Raw genomic sequence first — 22,991 nt, forward strand, 5'->3', positions numbered from 1 at the left:
AGTATGGGAGAACACCGGGGCGAGGGTGGGAAAAGGCTGGGAAAGATGCCGCCAGCCGGCATGCGGCGGCCGCGCCCGGCTGGCAGGATGGGGGCATGAGCAACAAGATCGCATTCCTCGGCACGGGTTCCATGAACGGGGCCATCATGGGCGGCCTGCTCGCGGCCGGCTTCCCCAAGACGGACATCGTCGCCACGGTGCGGCGCAGGGAGAGCGCCTCCGAGCTGGCTGAACGCTACGGCGTGACCGTCATGGCCTGGGATGAGGAGGGCGACTCCAACGCGCAGGCGGCGCGCGGGGCCTCGATCGTCGTCATCGGCGTCAAGCCCGTCGGGGTCGCGGCCGTGGCACGCGAGATCGCGCCCGTGCTCAGTCCCGGAGCCGTCGTCGTGAGCGTCGCCGCCGCCGTGTCGATCGAGCAGCTCGAGGGTGAGCTGCCCGAAGGCCAGCCGGTGATCCGCACCATGCCCAACACCCCCTCCCGGCTCGGCAAGGGCGTGGTCGCCGTGGCGCGCGGAACGCACGTCACCACCGACCAGGTCGAGCACGTCAAGAAGCTCTTCAGCGGTCTCGGGCTCGTGGTGGAGGTCTCCGAGGACCAGATCGCCGCTGTGAGCGCGGTGAGCGGCTCCGGCCCCGCGTACGCCTTCTACCTCGCCGAGGCCATGGCCAAGGCCGGCGAGTCGCTGGGGCTCGAGCCCGGGCTCGCCCTCCAGCTGGCCCGCGAGACCGTGGTCGGGGCCGGGTACATGCTGGACGAGCCCGGGGCCGACCCCGCCGCCCTCCGGCGCGCCGTGACGAGCCCCAAGGGCACCACCGAGCAGGCCATCCGGGTCTTCGACGAGCGGGGCCTGCCCGGGATCATCGCCGAGGGGGCCCGCGCCGCCGTCGAACGCTCGGACGAGATCACCCGCGAGCTCAGCCGCGCACCGCAGGGCTGATCCCGGGCCGCCTCAGAGGAGGTCGTGGCCCGCGGCGTACAGGGCTGCTCCGGCCCGCGTGGAGCACCCGGTCTTGCTGTAGATGTGGCGCACGTGGTGGTCTGCGGTCGCGGGCGAGATCCCCAGCGCGGCAGCGACCTCCTTCTTGGTCGCGCCGCGGCAGAGGAGGCGGAGGACGTCGACTTCCCGCGCGGTGAGGCCCGCCGGCCACGCCGGCCGTGCGCGGCGGCCCCTCGCGCCCGCGGCGGCGAGGACGGCGTCGACCGCCTCGCGGTCGAGGCGGTCCGGCGCCTCGCGGCTGAGGGCCTCTGCGGCGTCGGCGAGGGGCACCTGCCGCCGGCCGGCCGGGGCGATGAGCAGTTCCCGGAACGCGTCCGCGGCAGCCAGGACCCTGGCCTCCCACGGCAGGTCCCCGGCCGTGGCGCCCCGGTAGTAGCCGGAGCCGTCGAGCCGTTCGTGGTGCAGGCCCGCCAGCCGCGCGAGCTGCGCCGTGGCCGGGACCCGGGCCAGGATGCGCTCGCTGTAGTACGGGTGCAGCCGGAGCCGCTCGGACACCTCCAGCGATCCGGACGCGGGCCCCGCCGGCACCGCCGCCCGCCCGAGGTCCTGCACCAGGCCCGCACGCCGCACGGCCTCGGCATGGTCGGGGGCCGCGGAGGCGGCGAGTGCGGCGACATCGCGCGAGAACCCGGCGCGGGCGGGCACCTTGAGGTCCGCGAAGTCGGCGAGCACCGCGAGGACCTCGTCCACCCGGTCCGCCGGGAGGACGGCGACCGGCGCGGGCTCGCGGCGCAGGGCCTCGTCCCAGGGCCGGTCGGTGCCGGCGGCGTCGAGAAGCCGGTCGAGGTGCCGCAGGGCGGTGCCCACCAGCTCCGGATCGAGGGAGCCTCCCGACCGGTCCCGGAGCGCCGCGCCCAGGGCCTCCCGGCCCTGGAGCCGCCCGATGACCTCGATGTCACGGGCAGCGAACGCGATCCGCGCGGGAAGCGGGATGTCCTCGCCGGCCACGCCGTCGGGGAAGCCCCGGCCGTCCCATGTCTCGAACGCTGCCCTCAGCGCTGCCCTCGTCCCCAGGGGAAGACCGAGCCGTGCGGCGAGGACCTCACCTGCCTCGCAGTGGGCACGGACCCCGGCGCGGAGCGTCTCGGGGCCCCGGGCGAGGAAGACCGCCGCGGCCCCGAGGCGGGGCAGGAGGGCGCGCTCGGGGGCGAGCACTGGCAGGACTGCGCGGAGGAACTCCCGCGGCGGCGCGCCGAGCACGGGCGCGATCGCGGCACGCAGCGCGATCTCATCGCCGCCCGCGAGCGCCGCTGCCGTGGCCGCGTCCGCGGTGCAGCCGAGGAACCGCAGGAGTGCTGTGTAGTACACCTCGGGCAGCACGCCACGGTCCACGCCCGCGGCATCTGCCAGTTCGAGGGCCGTGAGGCAGGTCCGCAGGCCCTGCTCGAGCGGCTGGCCCATGCCGAGGTCGGTGGCGAGGGATGCGGCGGCGGCGAATTCGGCCAGGCGCAGCGGGCGGGTCATGCGACGATGATCGCGCGGGCGGCGTCGCCCGTACAGCATCGGCCGGGCAGCATCGGTCGGGCGGGGGCCGCATAGCGCGATCGCGCGATGCGGGGCGGCGCGAGCGGGCGGATCCTTGGGACATGAACACCGCAGCCGCACACCGCGTCCTCTTCCTCCCCGGCAGCGTCCTCCCCGCAGCCCCGGCCTACGGGGCGCTCATCGAGGCCCTGCAGGCCAGGCTCAGGGGTGCGGTCCGCCCCGTCGCCAAGGACCTCGAGGTCTACGCCGGGCCCACACCGCCCGCCGACTATTCGCTCGACACGGAGGTGGCCGGCGTCGTGCGCGCAGCCCGCGAGCTGCACTGGGACACCTTCCATCTCGTGGGGTACTCCGGCGGGGGAGCCGCCGCCCTCGCCGTCGCGGCGAGGCACCCCGAGCTGCTCCAGTCGCTCGCGCTGCTGGAGCCGGCGTGGGCGGGCAACTGGGGATGGAGTCCCGCCCACCGCGCCCTCTGGAAGCAGTACGCCGACCTGGACGGCTTCCCGCCCGATGAGTTCATGGCCCGGTTCGTCCGTCTTGGCGTGCGCCCCGGCGTGACGGCGGGCCTGCCGGTGCCGGGCGGGGAACAGCCGCCCTGGATGGCCCTTCGGCCCGCGGGCATCCGGGCCTTCCTGACCACGTTTTCCACGTACAACCTCGACCGCGGCGCCCTGGAGCGGTTCGACCGCCCGGTCTACTTCGCCCTCGGAGGCCTCTCCAACCCCGACGACTACGGCGAGATCGCCGACCGGCTCTCGGGCGTCTTCCCCCGATTCCGGCTCGAGGTGTTCCCCGGCAGGCACCACTTCGACCCTCCGCACCGCGTCGAGCCGGAGCGCGTCGCGGCGTCCCTCGCCGCGCTCTGGGACGAGGCCGCGCCCCGGCCGCTAGCGTGAGGAGATGACCCTCGAGCCCCACCCCGTCACCGCAGCGCCGTTCCCCTCGCCCGTCCCGCCGGGCACGGGATGGCCGGGGGATCCGGCCACGGCCAGCACGCCGGTCGCCCACGACGCCGCGGATGTCTCCCGCCTGGCGGCCGCCTCGGCCACGGTCCAGGAGGTGGACGCGCTCAGCTCGGTGTGCCGGGCGTGCCCGCGCCTGGTCCAGTGGCGCGAGGCCGTGGCCGTCTCGGGGCGCCGTGCCGCGTTCGCGGACCAGCCCTACTGGGGCCGGCCCGGCCCCTCGTTCGGCGACCCCTCGGCGTCGAAGCTCGTGCTGGGCCTCGCGCCCGCCGCCAACGGGACGAACCGGACGGGGCGCATGTTCACGGGGGACCGCTCCGGCGACTGGCTCTACGCCGCCCTCCACCGCACCGGCTACGCCAACCAGGCCACCTCCTCGGCGGCAGGGGACGGGCTCGTGCTCACCGGCATCCGGATCGTCGCCTCGGTGCGCTGCGCACCTCCGGCGAACCGGCCGACGCCGGCCGAGCTCGCCACGTGCGGGCACTGGCTCGACCGCGACCTCGACCTCACGGCCGCCTCGGCCGGGGGCCTGGACTCCGTCCTGGCGCTCGGCGGGGTGGCGTGGAGCGCGGCCCTCGCCGCGGCGCGCCGGCTCGGCTGGGCGGTGCCCCGGCCCAAACCCGCGTTCGGCCACGGCGCGGAGACGGTCCTGGGCCTTCCCGGCGGTGGCGGCGTCCGGCTGCTGGGCAGCTACCACGTGAGTCCCCACAACACGTCCACGAGGCGGCTGACCGAGGAGATGCTCGACGCCCTCCTCCGCCGCCTCTGAGGGCGGCGGAGGACGGCGCAGTCGGGAAGGTCGCCTAGGGGCGCGCCGCGAACCGTTCGAGCAGGTCCACATGGCCCGAGACGATGAGCATGTCCCGGCTCGTGACCTTGGTGTGGGGCTGGGCGTACGTGAAGTCCTCGCCGGGGCTCTTGACCCCCACGATCGTGACCCCGTACTTGGAGCGGACCGCGGACTCTGCGAGGGTGAACCCCTGGGTCTCCTTGGGCGGGTACATCTTCACGATCGCGAAGTCGTCGTCGAACTCGATGAAGTCCAGCATCCGCCCGCTGACGAGGTGGGCGGCGCGCACCCCGGCGTCGGCCTCCGGGTAGATCACGTGGTTGGCGCCGATGCGGGTGAGGATCTTGCCGTGGGAGGGGGTGATCGCCTTGACCCACAGGTGCTCGATCCCGAGGTCCACGAGGTTGGCGGTGATGAGCACGGAGGACTCGATCGACGTGCCCACGCCCACCACCGCCGACTGGAACTCCTGGGCGCCGAGCTGCCGGAGGGCGTCGATGTTCGTCGCGTCCGCCTGCACCACGTGGGTCAGGGTCCCCGACCACTTCTGGACGAGATTGATGTCGCGCTCGATCGCGAGGACCTCGCGGCCCTGCTTGACGAGCTGCTCGGCAGTGGCCGCGCCGAAGCGGCCGAGGCCGATGACGAGGACCGGGGCCGAGGGGTTGGGCCGCCGGCTGGCGCCCGTGGCGCTGGGCGTGGGATTAGCCAATGATCGGCCTCTCTTCCGGGTAGTGGTACAGCTGGATGCGCTGGCGGACCGCGAGGGCGGAGGCGAGCGTGATCGTGCCGAGGCGGCCGGCGATCATGAGGGCGGTCAGGACGTACATGCCGGCCGGGGGGGACTCCGCGCTCAGGCCCGAACTCAGCCCGCACGTCGCGAAGGCGGAGATCACCTCGAACAGGACCCGGTCCAGCGACTGCTGGGTGATGGCGGACATCAGGAACGAGCCGACGAGGACGAGCGTGGCCCCGGCGACGATCACGGAGATGGCCACCCGCAGCGCGCTCTGTGGGATGGTCCGTCCGTACACCTTCACGTCGCTGTCGCCGCGGCCCTCCGCCACGATGGCGAGGAACAGCACGGCGATCGTCGTGACCTTGATGCCGCCCGCCGTGGACGCGGAGCCGCCGCCGGCGAACATGAGGGCGTCCGTGAGCAGCCGGGTGGTGCCCTCCAGATGGTTCTGGTCCACGAGGTTGAAGCCGCACGAGCGGGTCATGATGGAGGCGAAGACCGCGTGGATGATCTTCTCTCCCACGCCCATGCTGCCGATCGTGCGGGGATTGTCCCACTCCATCCAGCCCCACAGGACGCTGCCGACCGCCACGAGGATCGCGGAGACCTGGATGGTCAGCTTGACGTGCAGGCTCCACCGCCGCCAGCGGAAGCCGGCCTGGCGCAGCCCGAGGATCACCGGGAAGCCGAGCGAGCCGACGAACGCGCCCAGGGCCAGCGGGACGAGGATCCACAGGTCCTCCTCGTACGGCACGATCCCGTCCGAGTGGGGCGTGAATCCTGCGTTGTTGAAGGCCGAGATCGAGTAGAAGACGCCGTGCCACAGCGCCGTCCACCAGCCCTCGCCGAGGGCAAGGAACCGCCCGGTGAGCACCACCGCAAGGGTGCCCTCGATCACGATCGAGGTCATGATGACGATCCGCAGCAGCTCGCCGACCTCCCCGAGCCGGCTCGAGTTGTTCAGAGCCTCCTGGGCGATCAGCTTGCTGCGCAGCCCGAGCCGCCGGCTCACCATGAGGGTCAGGAGCGAGGCGATCGTGAGCGTTCCGAGGCCTCCCACGAAGATGGCGACCAGGATCACGAGCTGGCCGAAGAACGTCCAGTGCGCGGCCGTGGAGACCACGGTCAGGCCGGTCACGCACACCGCGGACGCGGCGGTGAAGAGGGCCTCGTGCAGGGGCGTGACGTGGCCGTCCGCGGAGGAGGCGGGCAGGGAGAGCAGGAGCGTGAAGACGATGATGACGGCGGCGAACGCGAGCATCGCGAGCCGTGCGGGAGACGACGCCGCGAGGCGGTCCACGAAGTCCCGCAGGCCCGTGAGGGGACCGAGGCCCTCGCGCTGCGGCATGGGCTGCCATGTCGGCTTCGTCTGGGCCATGGAGAGCGTGTCCTGTGTGCGTCCTGGCCGCCCGGAGGGCCCGGGCGGCGGCTTCGTGTCACAGTAAACCACCAACGGCCCCCGAGGACCGCACGCGAGGGGGTCTCCGGTAGCCTAGGCGCATGTCCGACGGCGCAGCGCAGCAGGCCAGCGGCCCCGTCAGCGCAGTCCGCAGGGTCGAGTACCCCACCCTCGTCGCCTGGAGCGAGGACGTCCTCGCCTATGACTTCGGCCCGCACCACCCCATGAGCCCGGCGCGCCTGGACCTGACCGCGCGGCTGTGCGAGGAGCTCGGGCTGTTCGGCCTGCCGGTGGTGCGCGTCGTCGCGCCGCCCGTGGCCACCGACGACGAGCTCGCCACGGTCCACACGCGCGAGTACATCGCCGCCGTCCGCCGCGTGAGCGAGAACCCGTCCGAGCCCGAGCCGGGCCGCGGACTCGGGACCGAGGACGACCCCGCCTTCGCCGGCATGCACGAGGCGAGCGCCCGGATCGTCGGGGGAACGCTGGCCGCGGCCGACGCCGTCCTCGACGGCTCCGCGGTGCACGCCGTCAACTTCGCCGGGGGCATGCACCACGCCGCCGCCGACCGCGGCAGCGGCTTCTGCATCTACAACGACGCCGCCGCGGCAATCCGCCGGCTCCTGGACCGGGGCGTGGAGCGGGTGGCGTACATCGACACGGATGCCCACCACGGTGACGGCACGGAGCGCATCTTCTGGGACGAGCCGCGCGTCCTGACCATCTCGCTCCACGAAAGCGGCCTGACGCTCTTCCCCGGCTCCGGCTTCCCGAACGAGGTGGGCGGCCCGCACGCGGAGGGCACCGCGGTCAACGTCGCCCTGCCCGCCGGCACGCGGGACGCAGGCTGGCTCCGGGCCTTCCATGCCGTCGTCCCCCAGCTCGTCGAGGCGTTCCAGCCCGAGGTGATCGTGAGCCAGCACGGCTGCGACTCCCACCACCTCGACCCCCTGACCAACCTCAAGGTCACGGTGGACGCCCAGCGCGAGGCTGCGCTGTCCCTCTCGGCGCTCGCCCGCCGGTTCTGCGGCGGCCGCTGGATCGCCACGGGCGGCGGCGGCTACGAGGTCGTCCAGGTCGTCCCGCGCGCGTGGGCGCACCTGGTCGGGATCGCGGCGGGACATCCCGTGAACCTCCGCACGCCGACGCCCCAGCCGTGGCGCGACTACGTGCACGAGAAGTACGGCAGGAACGCCCCGGCGCTCATGGGGGAGGACGCCGACACGTGGTGGCGCTCGTGGGAGATCGGCTTCAACCCGAACGACCCGGTGGACCGCGCCGTCATGGCCACCCGCAAGGAGATCTTCCCGCTGCACGGCCTCGATCCGTGGTTCGACTGAGCCCGCGGCCCTCGCCGGGATGGGTAGGCTGGAAGCATGGTGACTGACATCTTCGCCGTCATCGCTGACCGCACGCGGAGGGACATCCTCGACACGCTGCGGACCGGTGACAAGGCAGTGGGCGAACTCGTCGAGGCCCTCGCCGCGAGCCAGCCGACGGTGTCCAAGCACCTCAAGGTCCTCCGCGACGCGGGCCTCGTGACCACCCGCGCCCAGGGGCAGAAGCGCTTCTACGCGCTCCGGCTGGAGCCGCTCGACGAGGTCGGCGGCTGGCTCGCAGGCCTGCGCACGACGGCGCCGTCCCCGGCCGCCGCCGTCGCGCCCGCCGCTGCGGCCGGGCCGGTGCAGGACGAGGCGCCTCCCGCCGAGCCCGCCGCTCCCAGCCCGCGCCGCGGCGAGGAGGCCGCACTGGTGCCGGCCGCCGTCGTGCCCGCGCCGGCCGAGCGGCTCGAGGCGAGGCCGGAGGGGAGCCGCCCGGCACAGATCCAGCGCACGGTCGAGCGGGCTGCCGCACGGGCCACGGAACTCATGGCGAACCTGCCGAAGTTCGGGCGCCGCAAGTAGCCCTCAGGCGCGCCCGTCCCACCAGTCCAGGACCCGGGCGGCGTGGAACGTGAGCCACTTCGAGGGCTCGCCGGGAGGGACGTCGACGTCGAACCACGTCCGCCCCGGGTACCGGTGCTCCTGCACCCACGCGCCGTCGGGACGCCGCCTGCCGCGGACCAGGGCCACGGCGTCCTCGAGGCGCGGATCAGGGGCCGTGCCGTCGTGGAGGGCCGCCGCGCGGAAGTAGTCCAGCGCGCGGAGTGCGGTGTAGTGCCAGCGGAAGGGGTAGGCGAGCACCCGGAACCGCGGGCGGACCAGCTCGCCCGTGGTGGCCCGGTACAGCAGGCGCCGGGCCAGGAGGTACTCCTCGCCGGCCCTGCGGGCCTCGCGGAGCCCCTCGGCGGGCGCCGTGCGCCCCTGGCCGGACTGTTCGAAGGCGAGGATGCCGCGCAGGCAGCTCAGGGTCGAGTCGAACGACGAGCGGACCGAGCCGTTGACCCATTCGCAGTTCCACCCGCCCTCGGGCGTCTGGTGGTCCACGAACCACTGCGCGAGCGCCCCGACGTCCGCCCCCAGCCAGGCGCCGTTGGCGAGCGTGGCGGCATTGATGCAGGCATCGACCTCGCCGCCCCAGTAGGGCAGGCCGTCGTACTCCCAGCGGCAGCTGGCGGCGAGCTTCTCCGCCGTCCCTGCCAGGGCCGCGGCGTCGAGGCCCCACTCGCGCAGGGTCGTGAGCGTCCACGTCGTCGCCGTCCAGGGCTGGCCGGCCTCCGGGGCCGCCTCGGGGCCGTGGAAGTCGAAGTCCGCGGGGAAGAACGCGCCCCCGGCCCACTGCCCGTCGGGGTCCTGGAGCGCGAGCAGCCGGGCTCCGTGGCCCTCGGTCGCCACCCTGGCCCGGGTGGGCCGCCAGACCTCGGGCGCGGCACCGGCCAGGTCGCGCTCGACCTGCCACCGCAGGGAGGGGTCGGCGTCGAGGAGCCATCCGGTGAGATCGTCCCCCATGGGGGCTAGGCTACTCGCACCATGTGGGGCGGCAAGCCCCCACGGGACCTTTCACGGCGGGGGTTCGAGGAGGAGACCGACATGCTGCAGTACATGGATTCGGCGCCGGCAGGCGCGGCCGCCAGACGTGCGTTCCGGATCGGGGACAACGCCACCGGGGTGCTCTGGGGCACGGAGGACGCCGCCGCGCGGCCCCTCGTGCTCCTGGGCCACGGGGGAGGGCAGAGCACCCAGGCGCCGGGGATGCGTGCCCGTGCCGAGGCCCTCGTGGACAGCGGCTACGCCGTGGCCGCACTCGACGCGCCCGGCCACGGCGGCCGGCCCAGGACGGCGGACCTCGAGCAGCGGATCGAGCGCATGCGGGACGCGCAGGGCAGCCCGGACTTCGGCGCCGCCGTGGCCGACCTCAACGCGGCTGTGGCCCACGATGCGGTCCCCGAGTGGAGCCTGCTGCTCGACGCCCTCGAGGCGGAAGGTGTGGCCGGCGCTGCCCACGCCGGGTACTGGGGCTACTCCCTCGGCGCCGCGATCGGCTTCCCGCTCGTCGCCGCGGAAGGGCGCATCCAGGCCGCCGTGCTGGGCCTGATCGGCGAGACCGTGGCGGAGAGCGCCCGGGCGATCCGGGTGCCGCTCCAGTTCGTCATGCAGTGGGACGATCCGCTCGTCTCCCGCGTCAGCGCCCTGCGCCTGTTCGATCTGGTCGGCTCGAAGGACAAGACGCTGCACGCCAATCCCGGGGTCCACGGCGACGTCCCGGACCACGAGGACGCGAGCTCGCTCGCGTTCTTCGCCCGGCACCTCGGCGGCGCGGCGGCCTGAGCCGATCGGGGAGCACCGTCACCGTGCTGGCTGCTCGGCCGGGACGGGCAGCAGTCAGGGCCGCGGCGAGGCGATCGCCGTCGAGAGCCGGTGGGCCTCGGCGAGGAGCTCCTGGCCGAGCCCCTCGCGCCGGCCCGGCCGGAAGCGCGGCTCGATGCCCGTGAGCGAGAGGGCCCACGCCGGCCGCCCGGAGGGGTCGAACACCGCGGCTCCCAGCCCGTAGGACCCCTCGACCACGAGCCCAGGGTTCACCGAGTAACCGAGTTCGCGGGTCTCCGCCAGCCGCTCCCGCACGGGGCCCGCGGCGTGGGTGGGGCCGTACTCAGCGGTGCGCTCGCGGTCGTCCTCGATGATCGGCTCGGCCTCTCCGGCGGGGAGGAAGGCGAGGATCGCGATCCCGGCAGAGGCGACGCCGAGCGGGAACCGCTTGCCCTCGTACAGCACGAACGAGCGCACCGGGAAGCTGCCCTCCTCGCGCGCGAGGCACACGGTCTCCTCGCCCCGGCGGATCGAGAGGAACGCAGACTCGCCGGTGGCCTCGGCGAGCCGGCGGAGGGCGGGGCGGGCGAGGTGCTCGACGGCAAAGCGGCCCGCGGCGACCGCGCCCATGACGTACAGCTCAGGGCCAAGGTGCCAGCGCCCGGAGGCCTCGTCGAAGTCCAGCAGCCCGTCCGCGGCGAGGGCCTTGAGCAGCCGATGGACGGTTGGACGCGTGAGACCGGAGGCGCGCACGATCCCGGCGAGCGACAGGCCCGCGCCGCCGGTGCGCGCGATGACCCGCAGGACGAGGGCCACCCGCCCCACCACCTGCGTGCCCTGGATCCCGGACATGGCCTCCCTCAGAAAAAATCTGCCACAATGTGGACATTCTACGGGGCTGCTGCCACGACGTGAACAGCAGCGCCGCACCTCCCTTGTGACGCGGGCAACACCTGCCTAGGCTCGCTGACCAGAACAGTCCACAACGTGGCCAGTGCGGGCCACGGGACACCGCCAGCTCGAGGAGGAGCCCATGCCCACCCTGTACACCGACGCCGCCGAGTCCCTCGCCGGGGCGCTCGCCGACGGTATGACCCTGGCCGTGGGGGGCTTCGGCCTGAGCGGCATCCCCGCCGACCTCATCGACGCCGTACGGGACTCCGGCGTGACGGGCCTGACGGTCGTCTCGAACAACATGGGCGTGGACGGCAAGGGCCTCGGCGTGCTCATCGAGGCCGGGCAGGTCGCCAAGGTCATCGCGAGCTACGTCGGCGAGAACCGGCTGTTCGCCGAGCAGTACCTGGCGGGCCGGCTCGAGGTCGAGTTCACCCCGCAGGGCACGCTCGCCGAGCGCCTGCGCGCGGGCGGGGCCGGCATCCCGGCCTTCTACACGAAGACCGGCGTGGGTACCCTCGTCGCCGAGGGCAAGCCGCACGAGACGTTCGACGGCGAGCTGTACGTCCAGGAGCGCGGGATCGTGGCCGACGTCGCGCTCGTGCACGCCCACACGGCGGACACCGCCGGCAACCTCGTGTACCGGTATACGGCGCGGAACTTCAACCCGGTCGTCGCGACGGCCGGCCGGCTCACGGTCGCGGAAGCCGAGCACATCGTCCCCGCCGGGGCGCTCGACCCCAACCACATCGTCACCCCGGGCGTGTACGTCCAGCGGCTCCTCCAGGCGAGCGACCGGGCGAAGCACATCGAACAGGTCACCACCCGCCCCCGCCCCGAGCCCGAGAAGGCGGCCGCGGCCGTCGCCGGCTGACCCGCCCCCTGACTCCCAGAACCTGACTCCCAGAAGGAGGGCCAACCCATGGCCTGGACCCGCGACGAGATGGCGGCCATTGCCGCCACCGAGCTTTCCGACGGCGACTACGTGAACCTCGGGATCGGCATCCCGACACTCGTGGCCAACCACCTGCCCGACGGCGTGACCGTGCACCTGCAGAGCGAGAACGGCCTGCTCGGCATGGGCCCGTTCCCGTATGAGGGCGACGAGGACGCCGACCTCATCAACGCCGGCAAGCAGACCGTCACCGTCCTGCCGGGCGGCTCGATCTTCGACTCGGCGACGAGCTTCGGCATGATCCGCGGCGGCCACGTCAAGGTCGCGATCCTCGGGGCAATGCAGGTCGCGGGCAACGGCGACCTCGCGAACTGGCAGATCCCCGGGAAGATGGTCAAGGGCATGGGCGGGGCCATGGACCTCGTCGCGGGGACCCCGCGCGTCGTCGTCCTCACGGAGCACGTCGCCAAGGACGGCACGCCCAAGATCGTCGCCGAGTGCACCCTTCCGCTCACCGGGGTCGGCGTCGTGGACCGGATCGTCACGGACCTCGCCGTCTTCGACGTGGCAGCGGCGGCCGACGGCGGGCGGCGGCTCACGCTCGTGCGCCGCGCCCCCGGCGTCGGGCTCGAGGAGCTACGGGAGAAGACGGGCGCGGAGTTCGACGTCGCGCCCGAGGCCGACGATGCGGCCTCGGTCGACGAGGCGCGCGTGGAGGTGGCACTCTGATGGCGCTCAAGGACCAGTTCGGCACCGACGTCCTGCTGACCGGCTGGGGCCACACGCGCTTCGGCAAGCTCGAGGACCAGACGCTAGAGTCGCTCATCGTGGCCGCCGCCGCCGAGGCCATCGCCAACTCCGGCCTCGAGCCGGGCCAGATCGACGAGATCTACGTGGGCAACTACAACGCCGGCATGGTGCCGCTCGCGTTCACGTCCTCGCTCGCCCTCCAGGTCTCCGACGAGCTCGCGAACGTCCCCGCAACCCGTGTCGAGAACGCGTGCGCCTCCGGCTCCGGCGCGTTCCAGCAGGGCGTCAAGGCGCTGCTGGCCGGGACCGCCCGGAACGTCCTCGTCATCGGGGCCGAGAAGATGACCGCCGCCGGGGCGGACACGGTCGGCGCCGCGCTCCTCGCCGCCGGCTACGAGTCCGCGGGCCACCCCTCGAGCACCGGCTTCACGGGCCTGTTCGCCGAGGTCGCCCGCGCCTACGAGGAGCGCTACGGCGCCGTGTCGGACGTGCTCGGCTCGATCGCGGCCAAGAACCACCACAACGGCATGGCCAACCCGTACGCCCAGATGCACCGCGACTTCGGCGTGGAGTTCTGCCGGACCGTGTCCGAGAAGAACCCGATGGTCGACGCCCCGCTGCGCCGCACCGACTGCTCCCCGGTGTCCGACGGCGCCGCAGCAGTCGTGCTCTCGGCCGACCACGCGCCGTCGGGCGCCGCCACCGCTCCGGTGCGCCTGGCCGGCTTCGGCCACGCCAACGACTTCCTGCCGGCCGCCAAGCGGGACCCGCTCGAGTTCGCCGGCAGCCGCGCCGCCTGGTCCCGGGCGCTCGGGATGGCCGGCGTGGGGTTCGCGGACCTCGACCTCGCCGAGGTGCACGACTGCTTCACGATCGCCGAGCTGGTGATGTACGAGGTCATGGGCCTGGCCGAGCGCGGCAAGGGCAGCGTGGCCATCGAGGACGGCTCGGTGTTCCGCGGCGGCCGGCTGCCGGTGAACCTCTCCGGCGGCCTGAAGGCCAAGGGCCACCCCGTCGGCGCGACCGGCGTCTCCCAGCACGTCATCACGGCCATGCAGCTGGCGGGGACTGCGGGCGAGATGCAGCTGCCCGGCGCCCGGCGGGCCGCGGTGCACAATATGGGCGGCCTGGCGATCGCGAACTACGTCAGCGTACTCGAGGCCGTCTGAGTCTCCGCGCCTGGACCGGGAGGGCCCTCCCGGTCCCGTCCGCGGAGTCGGGAGGGCTCGTCTCTGCCGGGGAGGACAGACGGCCCGTGGAGAACGGAAGGCCGGGGAGAACGGAATCCCCCGGCCGGGGGAGAACCGAAGGGCGGCGAAGGCCGGGGTAGAACGGAGGGGCCGGTGGGGGACAGAGGGGCCAGCGGAGGCTAGAGGGTCGTGATGGCGAACCGCTCGATCTTCCGGTAGAGCGAGGACCTCGACATACCGAGGAATTCGGCGGCCTTGACCCTGTTCCCCTCGGTGGTCTGGAGCGCGGACACGATCGTGTCGCGTTCGGACTGCTCCACGGTGGTGAGCTGGCGCCGGGGATGGCTGTAGCAGTAGGCGGGGAGGTCCTCCCGCGTGATCGTGCCGGCCGGCCGTCGGCCGACGGCGTGGGCGAGGGCCTCCCGCAGCTGGACGAGGTTGCGCGGCCACGAGTAGCGTCTGATGACCGCCATGGCCGCCGCATCCATCCGGAGCTCGCGGTCGGGGGCCAGGGCATGGAGGATCTCGGACACGAGCTCGGGAATGTCTTCCGCACGGAAGCGGATCGGCGGCACCGTCACAGCGGCCTTGAAGTGCGCCAGCACCTGCTGGAACGGGAGCCCGCTGTCCACGCCGGCGTCCGAGAGCGTGGCGGCGATCTGCACATTCCGGCCCGACCCCCGCAGGCGCGTCAGGAGCTCGTCGAGACGCTGGGCTCCCTGGGTGCTCAGCTCGTCGATGTTGCGGAAGACGCAGAGCGTCTCATCGGCGGCGAGGAGGACGTCGAGGTCGGTGTCCCCATAGGCCTTCGTGTCGAAGGAGCCGGCGTCGAAGGACAGGCTCCGTCCCATGCAGCGGATCCCATGGAACTGCTCCAGGACGAGCGTGAACTTGCCCGTGCCCGTCTCACCTTGGACGAGCACCGGGCGGCGTTCGCGCACGCTCGACCGGACGTCGTCGGCCGCCCGGCACCAGGCGGCCGTGCGGGCGCGACCCGCGCGGAACGGCGGGGCCGCGAGCCCCGGGAGGTGCGGCCCGGAGGAGTCCAGGGGCGCCGAGGGGTAGGGCAGGACCCGGTCGGCGGCGATCTCCGGCGTGCGCGCCAGGCCCGTTGCGGCCTTGACCTCGGCCACGACGACGATGCCGGCGATGTCCGCCCCGACGACGATCCGGGTGCCGTGCAGCCGGACGACCTTGCCCGACTCGAGGACGAGGTTCTCGCTGGCCTTGTGCCGGTTGGAGAAGACGAAGCGCGCGTGGTCGCCGATGACGCTGCGCTCCTGCGGCGTGAAGGCGAGCTGGGCGGCAGCGTTGGCCATCTCGATGGACGCGCCGAACGCGAGCACTGCGTGGCGCGTGCGCGCGTCCGCCCTGACGTAGGTCTCGAAGAGCGCCTGCTGGCTCTGGCTCCGGTCGATCAGCAGGTTCCGGGAGATGTCGTGCGCCGCGGCCCGCACGAGGGAGTGCAGCACCGGATTCCAGTGACGGCTGAGCAGGCTCAGGTCCAGGACCCCCTCGACACGCCCCGAGACGGGGTCCAGGATCGGCGCCCCCGTGCAGGCGAAGGGTTGGAGCTGCTCGTGGAAGTGCTCGGTTCCCACGATGCTCACGGGCTGCCCCGACTCAAGGGTCGAGCCGACCCCGTTGGTGCCGAGCACCCCTTCCGCATACTCGAAGCCGGGAGCCAGATGGACGCCGTCGAACAGGGTCCCGGCCTGGGACGAGGTGTCCACACGGGCGAGGATCCGGGCCCGGTTGTCGGTCAGTGCGATCACGAGCGCGAGGTCCGACGTCTCCCCGTGCAGCCGGTCGATGACGGGCTGGGCGCAGCGGGCGAGGCGCGATGCGGTGTCGATGTCCGCATGGAAGCTCACGGACAGCGCCCCGGTGTCGACACCGGCTGAGACGCTGCGCCGCCAGGACGCGGCGACCACCTCCGAGACCGCGCTCGTGTCCGCACGGGCGTTCTGGAGCAGCTGTTCGCGGGCTACGGCAATCTGGACCTGACGCTCCAAACGGTCCATGCACCACCTCCTTGTGATCCATGCCTGCTGCGTCCATCCATTTTCGCATCCGTGATCCCCGTCTCAGGACGAGGATCCAATGAATGTCCCAATCTGGGACACCCTGGCTCCGTTTCCCACGCGAGCGGGGGCCGGGCGGGTGTCCCACGGTGGGACAGCGTCGTGATCTGGATCACTCGAATGATGGATCCAGGCGGGCAGAGCTGCCGCCCCCACACCCTTCGATGCAAGGAAAGCAATGGAGCACCTCATCAACATCGACAATGGCGGGACACTGACCGACATCTGTGTCTGGGATGGCTCGTCGTTCTCGTTCACCAAGACCCTGACTACGCCCTACGACCTGTCGGAGTGCCTCTTCGACGGGATCTCCAAGGCTTCCAAGGCGCTCTACGGCGAGACAGACCTCGCGCGCCTCCTCCACCACACGGCCCACATCCGCTACTCCACCACCCAGGGCACGAACGCCCTCGTGGAACGGAAGGGCCCCGCGGTCGGCCTCATCGTCGAGGAGCCGGGCGTGGTCGACGAGATGCGCTCCGGTCCGGACAGTGCGAGGGCCCTCTTCGATGACCTCGTGGGCACCCGCGTGGAGAGCATCGACACCTCTCTGGAGGCCGACGCGCTCGAGAGGTCGCTCGTGCAGAAGGTCAACGCCCTCACGACGAGCGGGGCGGCGCGGATCGTGGTGATCGCCGACACCCCCGAGGCCGAGGCCGCCATCAGGACCGTTCTCCTGCGCGCATTCCCGCGCCACCTGCTGGGATCCGTGCCGTTCCTGTACAGCTGGGAGTTTGTGCCGGATCGGCTTCGCACGCGCCGCGGTTGGTCCTCCGTGATCAACACGTTCCTCCACCCGGTCATGGAGGGCTTCCTCTTCCAGGCCCAGGCGCGGCTGCGCGAGCACAAGGTCAGCAACCCGCTCCTCGTGTACCGCAATGACGGTGCGTCGTCGCGGGTCGCGAAGTCCGTGGCACTCAAGACGTACTCGTCCGGTCCCCGCGGCGGCCTCGAAGGGACGCGGGCACTCGCGGAGGGCTATGGCCTCGAGCACGTGCTCATGATGGATGTCGGGGGGACGACGACCGACGTCGGCGTCGTCGAAGACGGCGTCATCCGCACCACGCGCCGGGGGGTCGTCGAGGGCGCCCCGACCTCCTTCCCCATGAGCGACGTCCATTCCTCGGGCGTCGGGGGGAGCTCGATCATCGCCGTGCGCGACGGCGCGATCACCGTCGGCCCCCGCTCCGTCGGGGCTGCCCCGGGGCCGGCGTGCTTCGGCCTCGGCGGCAAGGAGGCCACGATCACCGACGTCAACCTCCTGCTCGGAGTCCTCGACCCCGCCAGCTATCTCGGCGGCCAGATGAGCCTCGACGCCGCACGCTCGGAGGCCGTGATCCGCTCGACGATCGCCGAGCCCCTCGGGATCTCCCTCGAGGAGGCCCTCGTCCAGATGGAACAGGCCTACTACGCGACCATGGCCGGTGCCGTCGGGCACCTCGTCGAGGACCGCACGACGCTCGCGGCCTTCGGGGGAGCCGGTCCGATGAGCGCGTGCGGGGCAGCGGAGCTTGCCGGCGTGAAGACCGTCCTGGTCCCCCGCATGGCAGCCGTCTTCTCGGCCTTCGGAATCAGCTTCTCGGACATCGGCAAGACGTACGAGGCAGCTGTCGAGGATCGTAGCGCCCCGGCGCTCGCGTCCCTGGCCGACCAGCTCGCGTCACGCGCCGGGCGGGACATGTTCCAGGAGGGCTACGCGCTGGAGGGGTGCACGCTGCAGTGGACGCTCGTAGGCGAGGACGCCCGCGGCGAGGCCATCGACGATGCACCCTACGCCCGGGGCGGGGCCCCGGCCGTCTCCGGGGAGCAGCTCTCACTGCGCCTCGCGGTGAGCGCGAACCTGCCGCATTCCCCGCTGGCAGGAGGCTCGGCCGCCGTGCGCCAGACCGCTACCAGCGCGGGCAGCCGCTTGGTGCGGATGTCCGCCACCCAACGTGCGGACCTTCCTGTCTACCTCCTCGACGACCAGCCGCACGGCGCGCACGCCGTGGGCCCGGCCATCGTCGAGGGCCCCTTCTTCACTGCGCGGGTCTCCGCCGGATGGGAGCTGGACGTCACGTCCAACGGCGACCTCATCCTCACAGACCCCCGCTGACCCCAGCACTGACGAAAGGACCTCCGACGATGCGAGTCCCCATGACCGAGTACCTGCTGATCGACCTCGACAGCGAGCGCTGGACCTGCCGCGTGTGCGGCCACGACCTCGGCGACGCCAACGGAAACTACAAGCCGGGCTGCCTCGTCTACGACCGCGACCCGCGGGAGATCCACCAGCCGATCATCGACCCAGAGCGGTACGAGTACACCTTCAGCCCAGATCCGTCGTACTGCCGCATCCTCGAGTTCTACTGCCCCGGGTGCGCGACCCAGCTCGAGACCGAGTACGTGCCGCCGGGCCACCCGCCGACGGCGGACATGGTGTGGGACCTCCCTGCCCTGCGCCAGCAGTGGGCCGCGCGCGGCGTCGACCCCGAGGAGGCCTTCACCTACGGCCCGGGCGAGGACGCCCAGAAGTACGCGGCACAGCTCAAGGCCGCACGCCAGGGCCGCTGAGAGCCCCCGACACGTCAAAGGAGACACCGAACCATGAAGCGCATTTCCGTCGATATCGGCGGCACATTCACCGACTGCTTCTTCGTCTGGGAAGACAACTACGTCGAGGCGAAGGCACTGACCACCCACCACAACCTTGCCCTCGGCTTCAATGAGGCCCTGGACCTGGCCTGTTCCCGCGCTGGGCTCGACAGGACCACCGTGCTCTCCGAGGTCGACTCGGTCCGGTACGCGACCACGCTCGGAACGAATGCCCTCATCGAGCGCAAGGGCCCGAAGGTCGCGGCCATCGTCACGCACGGATTCGAGGACACGATCCCGCTGTCCCGCGGCCGCGGCTATGGGGAGGGCCTCGGCTACGAGATGCAGCAGAACCTGCCTGCCGCGGAACGCCCCGTGCCGCTCGTCCCGCGGGCCCTCATCCGGTCCGTCAAGGAGAGGGTCAACTCCGCGGGGAAGGTCGTGGCCGCGCTCCAGGAGGACGACGTCCGCAGCATCGTCCGCGAGCTCGCGGACGCCGGCGCCGAGGCAATCGTCGTCTCGTTGACCAATGCGACCGAGAATCCCGAGCACGAGCTGCAGATCCAGGAGATCATCCTCGACGAGTACCCCGCCCACGAGCTCGGCGCGATCCCTGTGCTCCTGGGACACCAGGTGTCCGGCCGCAAGGGCGAGTACGTCCGGGCGACCTCGACGATCGTCGACGCGTTCCTGCACGCGACGATGTTCCACGCACTCTCCCAGCTCTCCAACAACCTGCGCGACGCCGGCTACACCAAGCCCATGCTGGTCAACCACAACTCGGGCGGCATGGCCCAGATGAACTCGACGGATGCACTGCAGACCATCCACTCCGGCCCGATTGCAGGAGTAGGGGCGGCCCAGCACCTCTCCGACGCGACCGGCCTCGGCAACGTGATCTCCACCGACATGGGCGGCACGTCCTTCGACATCGGCCTCGTCCCAGCGGGGGGCGTCAAGCACTACGACTTCCAGCCGACCATCGACCGCTGGCTCGTCTCGGTGCCCATGGTCCACCTCGACACCCTCGGTGCCGGCGGCGGCTCGATCGCGAGCTACGACCGCATCCACCACAGCGTCCGCATCGGGCCCGAGTCCGCCGGCTCCAACCCGGGCCCGGCCTGCTACGACCGCGGCGGCCTCCGCCCCACGGTGACGGACGCCGATCTCCTCCTGGGCTACCTGGACCCCGAGAACTACGCCAACGGCTATATCAAGCTCAACCCGAAGCGCTCGTACTTTGCGATCGAGGAGTCGCTCAGCGACGAACTCGACCTCAATGTCCTCGAGATCGCCAAGATCATCAAGCGCAGCGTCGACGAGCAGATGGCAATCGGGATCGGCAAGGAGCTCCGCGTCCGCGGCTACCTGCCGGAGGACTTCACCATGCTCGCCTACGGCGGCAACGGCCCGCTGCATGCGTGCGGCATCGCCAAGCACGCGGGCATCAGGAAGGTCCTCGCCCCGCCCTTCAGCTCGGTGTTCTCGGCATGCGGAGCCGGGAACGTCGAGCAGCTCCACTTCCATGAGCGCGGCGCGCACATCATCATGTACAACGCGACGACCCGGGCGCTGTTCGACGAGTATGACGAGTTCAATGCCATCGTCGAGGAACTCGAGGCGCGCGGGCGTGAGGACCTCGTGCGCCAGGGCTTCGCCCCCCAGGACGTCCGGTACCGGCTTGAGCTCGACATGCGCTACGGCAACCAGCTCCTCACGCAGGCGGTCCCGCTCGACATCACGAGGATGACCGGCGTCGGCGACGTCCTGCACATGATCAAGACGTTCGGCGACGTCTACAGCCATCGCTTCGGAGCCTCGTGCGCCGCCCCCGAGGCGGGAATCCGGGTCGGCACCGTCCGGGTGGCCGCGTACGTCGAGGGCGACAAGGTCGCCTTCGGCTCGCTCGAGCACGGCGGCGAGCGCTCCGTGCCCGCAGCGGTGGGCAGCCGGCGCGTCCACTTCGTCGACGAGCCGCAGCCGCTCGAGACCCCGGTCTACGACCAGACCGCACTGACCGGCGAAGCCGTCATTCCGGGCCCCGCGATCGTCACCACGGAGACCACCACCTTCCTCGTCGAGCCGGGCTGGCGGCTCGAACCCACCGCGCAGGGCGCCGTCTGGTTCCTGCAGGACTGACTGAGTACGACCAGGAGAGCAATCATGACCATCGTCAACGACGACCGCATCGACGCGGTCAGCACCATCAAGGCCGCCCTCACGCCGCAGGAGCAGGAGTGGGTCGAGAAGTTCATGGACGACACCACCCTCTTCCTCGGCCCCGACCCCGAGATCATGAGGTCGCACAGCATCGCGGAGCGCTCGCCCTACGAGGACGCGTGCATCGCCCAGGGCGTGGACCGGCTCGAGGCCGAGCGCATCCGCAAGCGGGTCGCCGGTGCCCTCGACGAGGGCTACGAGATGTGCGAGGCCCAGGGCGCGGCCCCCGGCGCGAAATGGGGCGACCTCACGACGGCGATCTACACCGCCGCCGGAGACGTTTCCTACCTCTCGTGCCACGGCGTCATCGCCTTCAGCGCGATCCTCCACCACCCGATCCGCTACATCATGAAGTACTGGAAGGACGAGCCGACCGTGGGCGTCAACCCTGGCGACGGGTTCATCCACAACGACGCCCGCTACGGGAACGTCCACAACACCGACCAGTCGATGATCATGCCGATCATCCGGGATGACCAGATCATCGCCTGGGTGGCCGCGACGATCCACGAGGGCGAGAACGGTGCCTGCGAGCCAGGCGGTATGCCCTCCGGCTCCGAGACCGCCTTCGACGACGGACTCCGGATGAGCCCCTTCAAGATCGTCGAAGGGGGACACCTCCGCCGCGATCTCCTCACGTTCCTCCAGCACTCGGTGCGCGACCCCAAGCTCCAGCTCGCCGACCTCAAGGTCAAGATGGGCGCCGTCAACCGCATCATGGACCGCATCAACACGCTCATCGACGAGGTGGGGGTCGAGACGTTCGTGGCGGCCCTTCGCATGACGGTTGAGGATGTCGACGTGGAGGTGCGGCGCCGCATTTCCGAGCTCCCCGACGGGACCGTGAGCTTCAACCAGTTCATGGACAGCACGCTGAAGGAGAACATCCTCATCAAGCTGGCGTGCAAGATCACCGTCAAGGGCGAACACATGACGATCGACCTGCGCGGCACCGGTCCGGAGATCTTCAACCGTGCCATCAACTCGCCGCTGTGTTCCGTCAAGTCGATGATGATGCAGGCCATCCTCGCCTTCTGGTGGCCCGACCTCCCGCGATGCACCTCGGCCATGAGCTGCATCGAGATCATCTCCGACGAGGGGACCTGGGCCGACGCCGGCTATGACGCTCCGATGGGCCAGTCGCTGCAGGCGAGCTTCCGCGGGTTCTCGGCGCTCCAGGCGTCCTTCGGGAAGCTGCAGTTCTCCAACCACATCAAGTACTCCAACGTGGTGGCCAACTGGTTCAACCAGATCAACACGTTCCTCTGGGGCGGCGAGACGCAGCATGGGGACCAGGTAGGCAACCTGTGCGCCGACCTCAACGGCATGCCGGGCGGCGCCAAGCCGTTCAAGGACGGGGAGGACTCAGTGTCCCCGCTCTTCTGTGCCATGGCGGACACGGCGGAGCAAGAGGTCATGGAGGAAGAGGTGCCGTTCATGCAGCTCGTGTCGAAGCGCCTCGTCAAGGACAACATGGGCTTCGGCAAGTTCACGGGCGGCATGGGCTACGAGATGATCGTGGCCTCCGAGGGCACCCCGCACTGGGGCTTCATGACGGTGACCTCGGGCGCGAAGTTCAGCTCGGTCTACGGCATGTTCGGCGGATACGGCTGCGGGACGTACCCTTTGGCGATGGTCAAGGGCGTCAACGCCTACGAGCACTTCCGCCGCGACCCGAAGACGTTCGACCTCTCGATCGAGAAGGTCATGAACGAGCAGCCCTTCGAGGGCGCGAAGTACACGACGGCGCACATGGGCCTCCAGTTCGACGTCGCCAAGGACGGCGAGCTCTACATGATCAGCCAGGGCGCCGGCGGCGGCTACGGCGATCCACTCGAACGCGACCCGGAGTCCGTGGTGCGCGACGCCGAACTCGGCCGCGTTTCGGCGAAGGTCGCTCATGACATCTTCTGCGTGGCGTACGACGAGGAGCACTTCCGCCTCGACACCGAGGGCACCGAGCGCCTCCGCGCGGCACAGCGCGAGCGCCGGCGGGCGCAGGGCAAGCCGTACGCCGACTTCATCAAGGAGTTCGTCACCGAGGAGCCGCCCGCGGACCTCCTCTACTACGGGTCCTGGGGGGACGACACGGAGGAGCTGACCGCGACCGTCTTCACCGTGAACGGCCCGGAGCGTGTGACGAAGACGATCGCCGAGATGCCGATCATCATGATCCCGGACCGCCGGGAAGTGAAGATCTCCAAGCTCGAGCAGCGGATCCTCGAGCTCGAGACGAAGTACAACGACCGCCAGCCGGTCAAGTCCTAGCCGGGACGCCGCACTCCACCCGCCTGCGGGGCCGCGCCGTCCGCGGCCGGC

19 protein-coding genes are annotated in these 22,991 nt (G+C 71.5%); 13 read left to right on the forward strand and 6 right to left on the reverse strand.

Annotated elements, in window-relative coordinates; all coding sequences use genetic code 11:
- Positions 1 to 95: 95 nt before the first annotated feature.
- Entirely contained in the window at positions 96 to 941 is an 846-nt protein-coding gene (proC, locus tag ACYVKZ_RS18790) for a pyrroline-5-carboxylate reductase (protein ID WP_460993737.1), read from the forward strand.
- A gap of 12 nt (positions 942 to 953) precedes the next feature.
- Here proC and ACYVKZ_RS18795 read toward each other — a convergent pair whose 3' ends face one another.
- A complete protein-coding gene (locus tag ACYVKZ_RS18795; RefSeq protein WP_460993738.1) occupies positions 954 to 2,465 on the reverse strand; it encodes an HD domain-containing phosphohydrolase in 1,512 nt (503 codons plus the stop codon).
- Between the two features lie 122 nt (positions 2,466 to 2,587).
- On the opposite strand from ACYVKZ_RS18795, the gene ACYVKZ_RS18800 reads away from it, so the two are divergent.
- Positions 2,588 to 3,382, forward strand: coding sequence for an alpha/beta fold hydrolase (locus ACYVKZ_RS18800; RefSeq protein WP_460993739.1), 795 nt, complete (start codon positions 2,588 to 2,590; stop codon positions 3,380 to 3,382).
- 4 nt (positions 3,383 to 3,386) lie between these two features.
- Complete coding sequence (locus ACYVKZ_RS18805; RefSeq protein WP_460993740.1) at positions 3,387 to 4,220, forward strand: uracil-DNA glycosylase; 834 nt, start codon at positions 3,387 to 3,389, stop codon at positions 4,218 to 4,220.
- 34 nt (positions 4,221 to 4,254) lie between these two features.
- Here ACYVKZ_RS18805 and ACYVKZ_RS18810 read toward each other — a convergent pair whose 3' ends face one another.
- A complete protein-coding gene (locus ACYVKZ_RS18810) occupies positions 4,255 to 4,953 on the reverse strand; it encodes a potassium channel family protein (RefSeq protein ID WP_307004980.1) in 699 nt (232 codons plus the stop codon).
- Positions 4,946 to 6,358, reverse strand: coding sequence for a TrkH family potassium uptake protein (locus ACYVKZ_RS18815; RefSeq protein WP_460993741.1), 1,413 nt, complete (start codon positions 6,356 to 6,358; stop codon positions 4,946 to 4,948). Before ACYVKZ_RS18815 ends, ACYVKZ_RS18810 begins: the two co-directional genes overlap by 8 nt.
- Before the next feature lie 122 nt (positions 6,359 to 6,480).
- On the opposite strand from ACYVKZ_RS18815, the gene ACYVKZ_RS18820 reads away from it, so the two are divergent.
- Both ACYVKZ_RS18820 and ACYVKZ_RS18825 read left to right on the forward strand, forming a co-directional pair.
- Positions 6,481 to 7,719, forward strand: a complete 1,239-nt coding sequence (locus tag ACYVKZ_RS18820; protein WP_460993742.1) for an acetoin utilization protein AcuC — start codon at positions 6,481 to 6,483, stop codon at positions 7,717 to 7,719.
- 36 nt (positions 7,720 to 7,755) lie between these two features.
- Positions 7,756 to 8,283 carry an ArsR/SmtB family transcription factor gene (locus ACYVKZ_RS18825; RefSeq protein WP_460993743.1) on the forward strand — a complete coding sequence of 176 codons (528 nt, stop codon included), beginning with the start codon at positions 7,756 to 7,758 and terminating at the stop codon, positions 8,281 to 8,283.
- Positions 8,284 to 8,286: 3 nt separating this feature from the next.
- On the opposite strand, the gene ACYVKZ_RS18830 is transcribed toward ACYVKZ_RS18825, so the two are convergent.
- Positions 8,287 to 9,267 carry a squalene cyclase gene (locus ACYVKZ_RS18830; RefSeq protein WP_460993744.1) on the reverse strand — a complete coding sequence of 327 codons (981 nt, stop codon included), beginning with the start codon at positions 9,265 to 9,267 and terminating at the stop codon, positions 8,287 to 8,289.
- Between the two features lie 81 nt (positions 9,268 to 9,348).
- On the opposite strand from ACYVKZ_RS18830, the gene ACYVKZ_RS18835 reads away from it, so the two are divergent.
- Complete coding sequence (locus ACYVKZ_RS18835; protein WP_460993745.1) at positions 9,349 to 10,086, forward strand: dienelactone hydrolase family protein; 738 nt, start codon at positions 9,349 to 9,351, stop codon at positions 10,084 to 10,086.
- Between the two features lie 54 nt (positions 10,087 to 10,140).
- On the opposite strand, the gene ACYVKZ_RS18840 is transcribed toward ACYVKZ_RS18835, so the two are convergent.
- Positions 10,141 to 10,917: an IclR family transcriptional regulator gene (locus tag ACYVKZ_RS18840; protein ID WP_460993746.1), complete on the reverse strand. Its 777-nt coding sequence runs from the start codon at positions 10,915 to 10,917 to the stop codon at positions 10,141 to 10,143.
- Between the two features lie 181 nt (positions 10,918 to 11,098).
- On the opposite strand from ACYVKZ_RS18840, the gene ACYVKZ_RS18845 reads away from it, so the two are divergent.
- The 3 genes from ACYVKZ_RS18845 to ACYVKZ_RS18855 are packed head-to-tail and all read left to right on the forward strand — an operon-like array spanning position 11,099 to position 13,773.
- The gene (locus ACYVKZ_RS18845; protein WP_307004969.1) at positions 11,099 to 11,833 is read left to right on the forward strand and encodes a CoA transferase subunit A; all 735 of its coding nucleotides are present in this window, start codon (positions 11,099 to 11,101) and stop codon (positions 11,831 to 11,833) included.
- Between the two features lie 48 nt (positions 11,834 to 11,881).
- Positions 11,882 to 12,583, forward strand: a complete 702-nt coding sequence (locus ACYVKZ_RS18850) for a 3-oxoacid CoA-transferase subunit B (RefSeq protein WP_460993747.1) — start codon at positions 11,882 to 11,884, stop codon at positions 12,581 to 12,583.
- On the forward strand, positions 12,583 to 13,773 hold the full coding sequence (locus ACYVKZ_RS18855; RefSeq protein ID WP_460993748.1) for an acetyl-CoA acetyltransferase: 1,191 nt from the start codon (positions 12,583 to 12,585) through the stop codon (positions 13,771 to 13,773). The genes ACYVKZ_RS18850 and ACYVKZ_RS18855 overlap by 1 nt, the downstream gene beginning before the upstream one ends.
- Positions 13,774 to 13,973: 200 nt before the next feature.
- Here the strand turns inward: ACYVKZ_RS18855 and ACYVKZ_RS18860 are convergent, their stop codons facing one another.
- On the reverse strand, positions 13,974 to 15,818 hold the full coding sequence (locus ACYVKZ_RS18860; protein ID WP_460993749.1) for a sigma-54-dependent Fis family transcriptional regulator: 1,845 nt from the start codon (positions 15,816 to 15,818) through the stop codon (positions 13,974 to 13,976).
- Between the two features lie 238 nt (positions 15,819 to 16,056).
- Here ACYVKZ_RS18860 and ACYVKZ_RS18865 point away from each other — a divergent pair, with 238 nt between their 5' ends.
- Genes ACYVKZ_RS18865 through ACYVKZ_RS18880 form a run of 4 tightly spaced genes read left to right on the forward strand, consistent with a single transcriptional unit; the run spans position 16,057 to position 22,940 of the window.
- Positions 16,057 to 17,973, forward strand: a complete 1,917-nt coding sequence (locus ACYVKZ_RS18865; RefSeq protein WP_460993750.1) for a hydantoinase/oxoprolinase family protein — start codon at positions 16,057 to 16,059, stop codon at positions 17,971 to 17,973.
- Between the two features lie 29 nt (positions 17,974 to 18,002).
- On the forward strand, positions 18,003 to 18,431 hold the full coding sequence (locus ACYVKZ_RS18870) for an acetone carboxylase subunit gamma (protein ID WP_460993751.1): 429 nt from the start codon (positions 18,003 to 18,005) through the stop codon (positions 18,429 to 18,431).
- Between the two features lie 33 nt (positions 18,432 to 18,464).
- Positions 18,465 to 20,591, forward strand: a complete 2,127-nt coding sequence (locus tag ACYVKZ_RS18875) for a hydantoinase/oxoprolinase family protein (protein WP_460993752.1) — start codon at positions 18,465 to 18,467, stop codon at positions 20,589 to 20,591.
- A gap of 24 nt (positions 20,592 to 20,615) precedes the next feature.
- Positions 20,616 to 22,940 (forward strand): hydantoinase B/oxoprolinase family protein, encoded by a 2,325-nt coding sequence (locus ACYVKZ_RS18880; protein WP_460993753.1) that lies wholly within the window; start codon positions 20,616 to 20,618, stop codon positions 22,938 to 22,940.
- Positions 22,941 to 22,991: the final 51 nt, after the last annotated feature.

This window comes from Sinomonas soli (assembly GCF_054782415.1).

Coding starts and splice junctions, on each gene's coding strand:
- ACYVKZ_RS18820 (WP_460993742.1), top strand. CDS start 6,481: ATGTCCGACGGCGCAGCGCAGCAGGCCAGCGGCCCCGTCAGCGCAGTC.
- ACYVKZ_RS18835 (WP_460993745.1), top strand. CDS start 9,349: ATGCTGCAGTACATGGATTCGGCGCCGGCAGGCGCGGCCGCCAGACGT.
- ACYVKZ_RS18850 (WP_460993747.1), top strand. CDS start 11,882: ATGGCCTGGACCCGCGACGAGATGGCGGCCATTGCCGCCACCGAGCTT.
- ACYVKZ_RS18875 (WP_460993752.1), top strand. CDS start 18,465: ATGAAGCGCATTTCCGTCGATATCGGCGGCACATTCACCGACTGCTTC.
- ACYVKZ_RS18795 (WP_460993738.1), bottom strand. CDS start 2,465: ATGACCCGCCCGCTGCGCCTGGCCGAATTCGCCGCCGCCGCATCCCTC.
- ACYVKZ_RS18855 (WP_460993748.1), top strand. CDS start 12,583: ATGGCGCTCAAGGACCAGTTCGGCACCGACGTCCTGCTGACCGGCTGG.
- ACYVKZ_RS18800 (WP_460993739.1), top strand. CDS start 2,588: ATGAACACCGCAGCCGCACACCGCGTCCTCTTCCTCCCCGGCAGCGTC.
- proC (WP_460993737.1), top strand. CDS start 96: ATGAGCAACAAGATCGCATTCCTCGGCACGGGTTCCATGAACGGGGCC.
- ACYVKZ_RS18865 (WP_460993750.1), top strand. CDS start 16,057: ATGGAGCACCTCATCAACATCGACAATGGCGGGACACTGACCGACATC.
- ACYVKZ_RS18860 (WP_460993749.1), bottom strand. CDS start 15,818: ATGGACCGTTTGGAGCGTCAGGTCCAGATTGCCGTAGCCCGCGAACAG.
- ACYVKZ_RS18840 (WP_460993746.1), bottom strand. CDS start 10,917: ATGTCCGGGATCCAGGGCACGCAGGTGGTGGGGCGGGTGGCCCTCGTC.
- ACYVKZ_RS18815 (WP_460993741.1), bottom strand. CDS start 6,358: ATGGCCCAGACGAAGCCGACATGGCAGCCCATGCCGCAGCGCGAGGGC.
- ACYVKZ_RS18845 (WP_307004969.1), top strand. CDS start 11,099: ATGCCCACCCTGTACACCGACGCCGCCGAGTCCCTCGCCGGGGCGCTC.
- ACYVKZ_RS18880 (WP_460993753.1), top strand. CDS start 20,616: ATGACCATCGTCAACGACGACCGCATCGACGCGGTCAGCACCATCAAG.
- ACYVKZ_RS18870 (WP_460993751.1), top strand. CDS start 18,003: ATGCGAGTCCCCATGACCGAGTACCTGCTGATCGACCTCGACAGCGAG.
- ACYVKZ_RS18805 (WP_460993740.1), top strand. CDS start 3,387: ATGACCCTCGAGCCCCACCCCGTCACCGCAGCGCCGTTCCCCTCGCCC.
- ACYVKZ_RS18825 (WP_460993743.1), top strand. CDS start 7,756: ATGGTGACTGACATCTTCGCCGTCATCGCTGACCGCACGCGGAGGGAC.
- ACYVKZ_RS18830 (WP_460993744.1), bottom strand. CDS start 9,267: ATGGGGGACGATCTCACCGGATGGCTCCTCGACGCCGACCCCTCCCTG.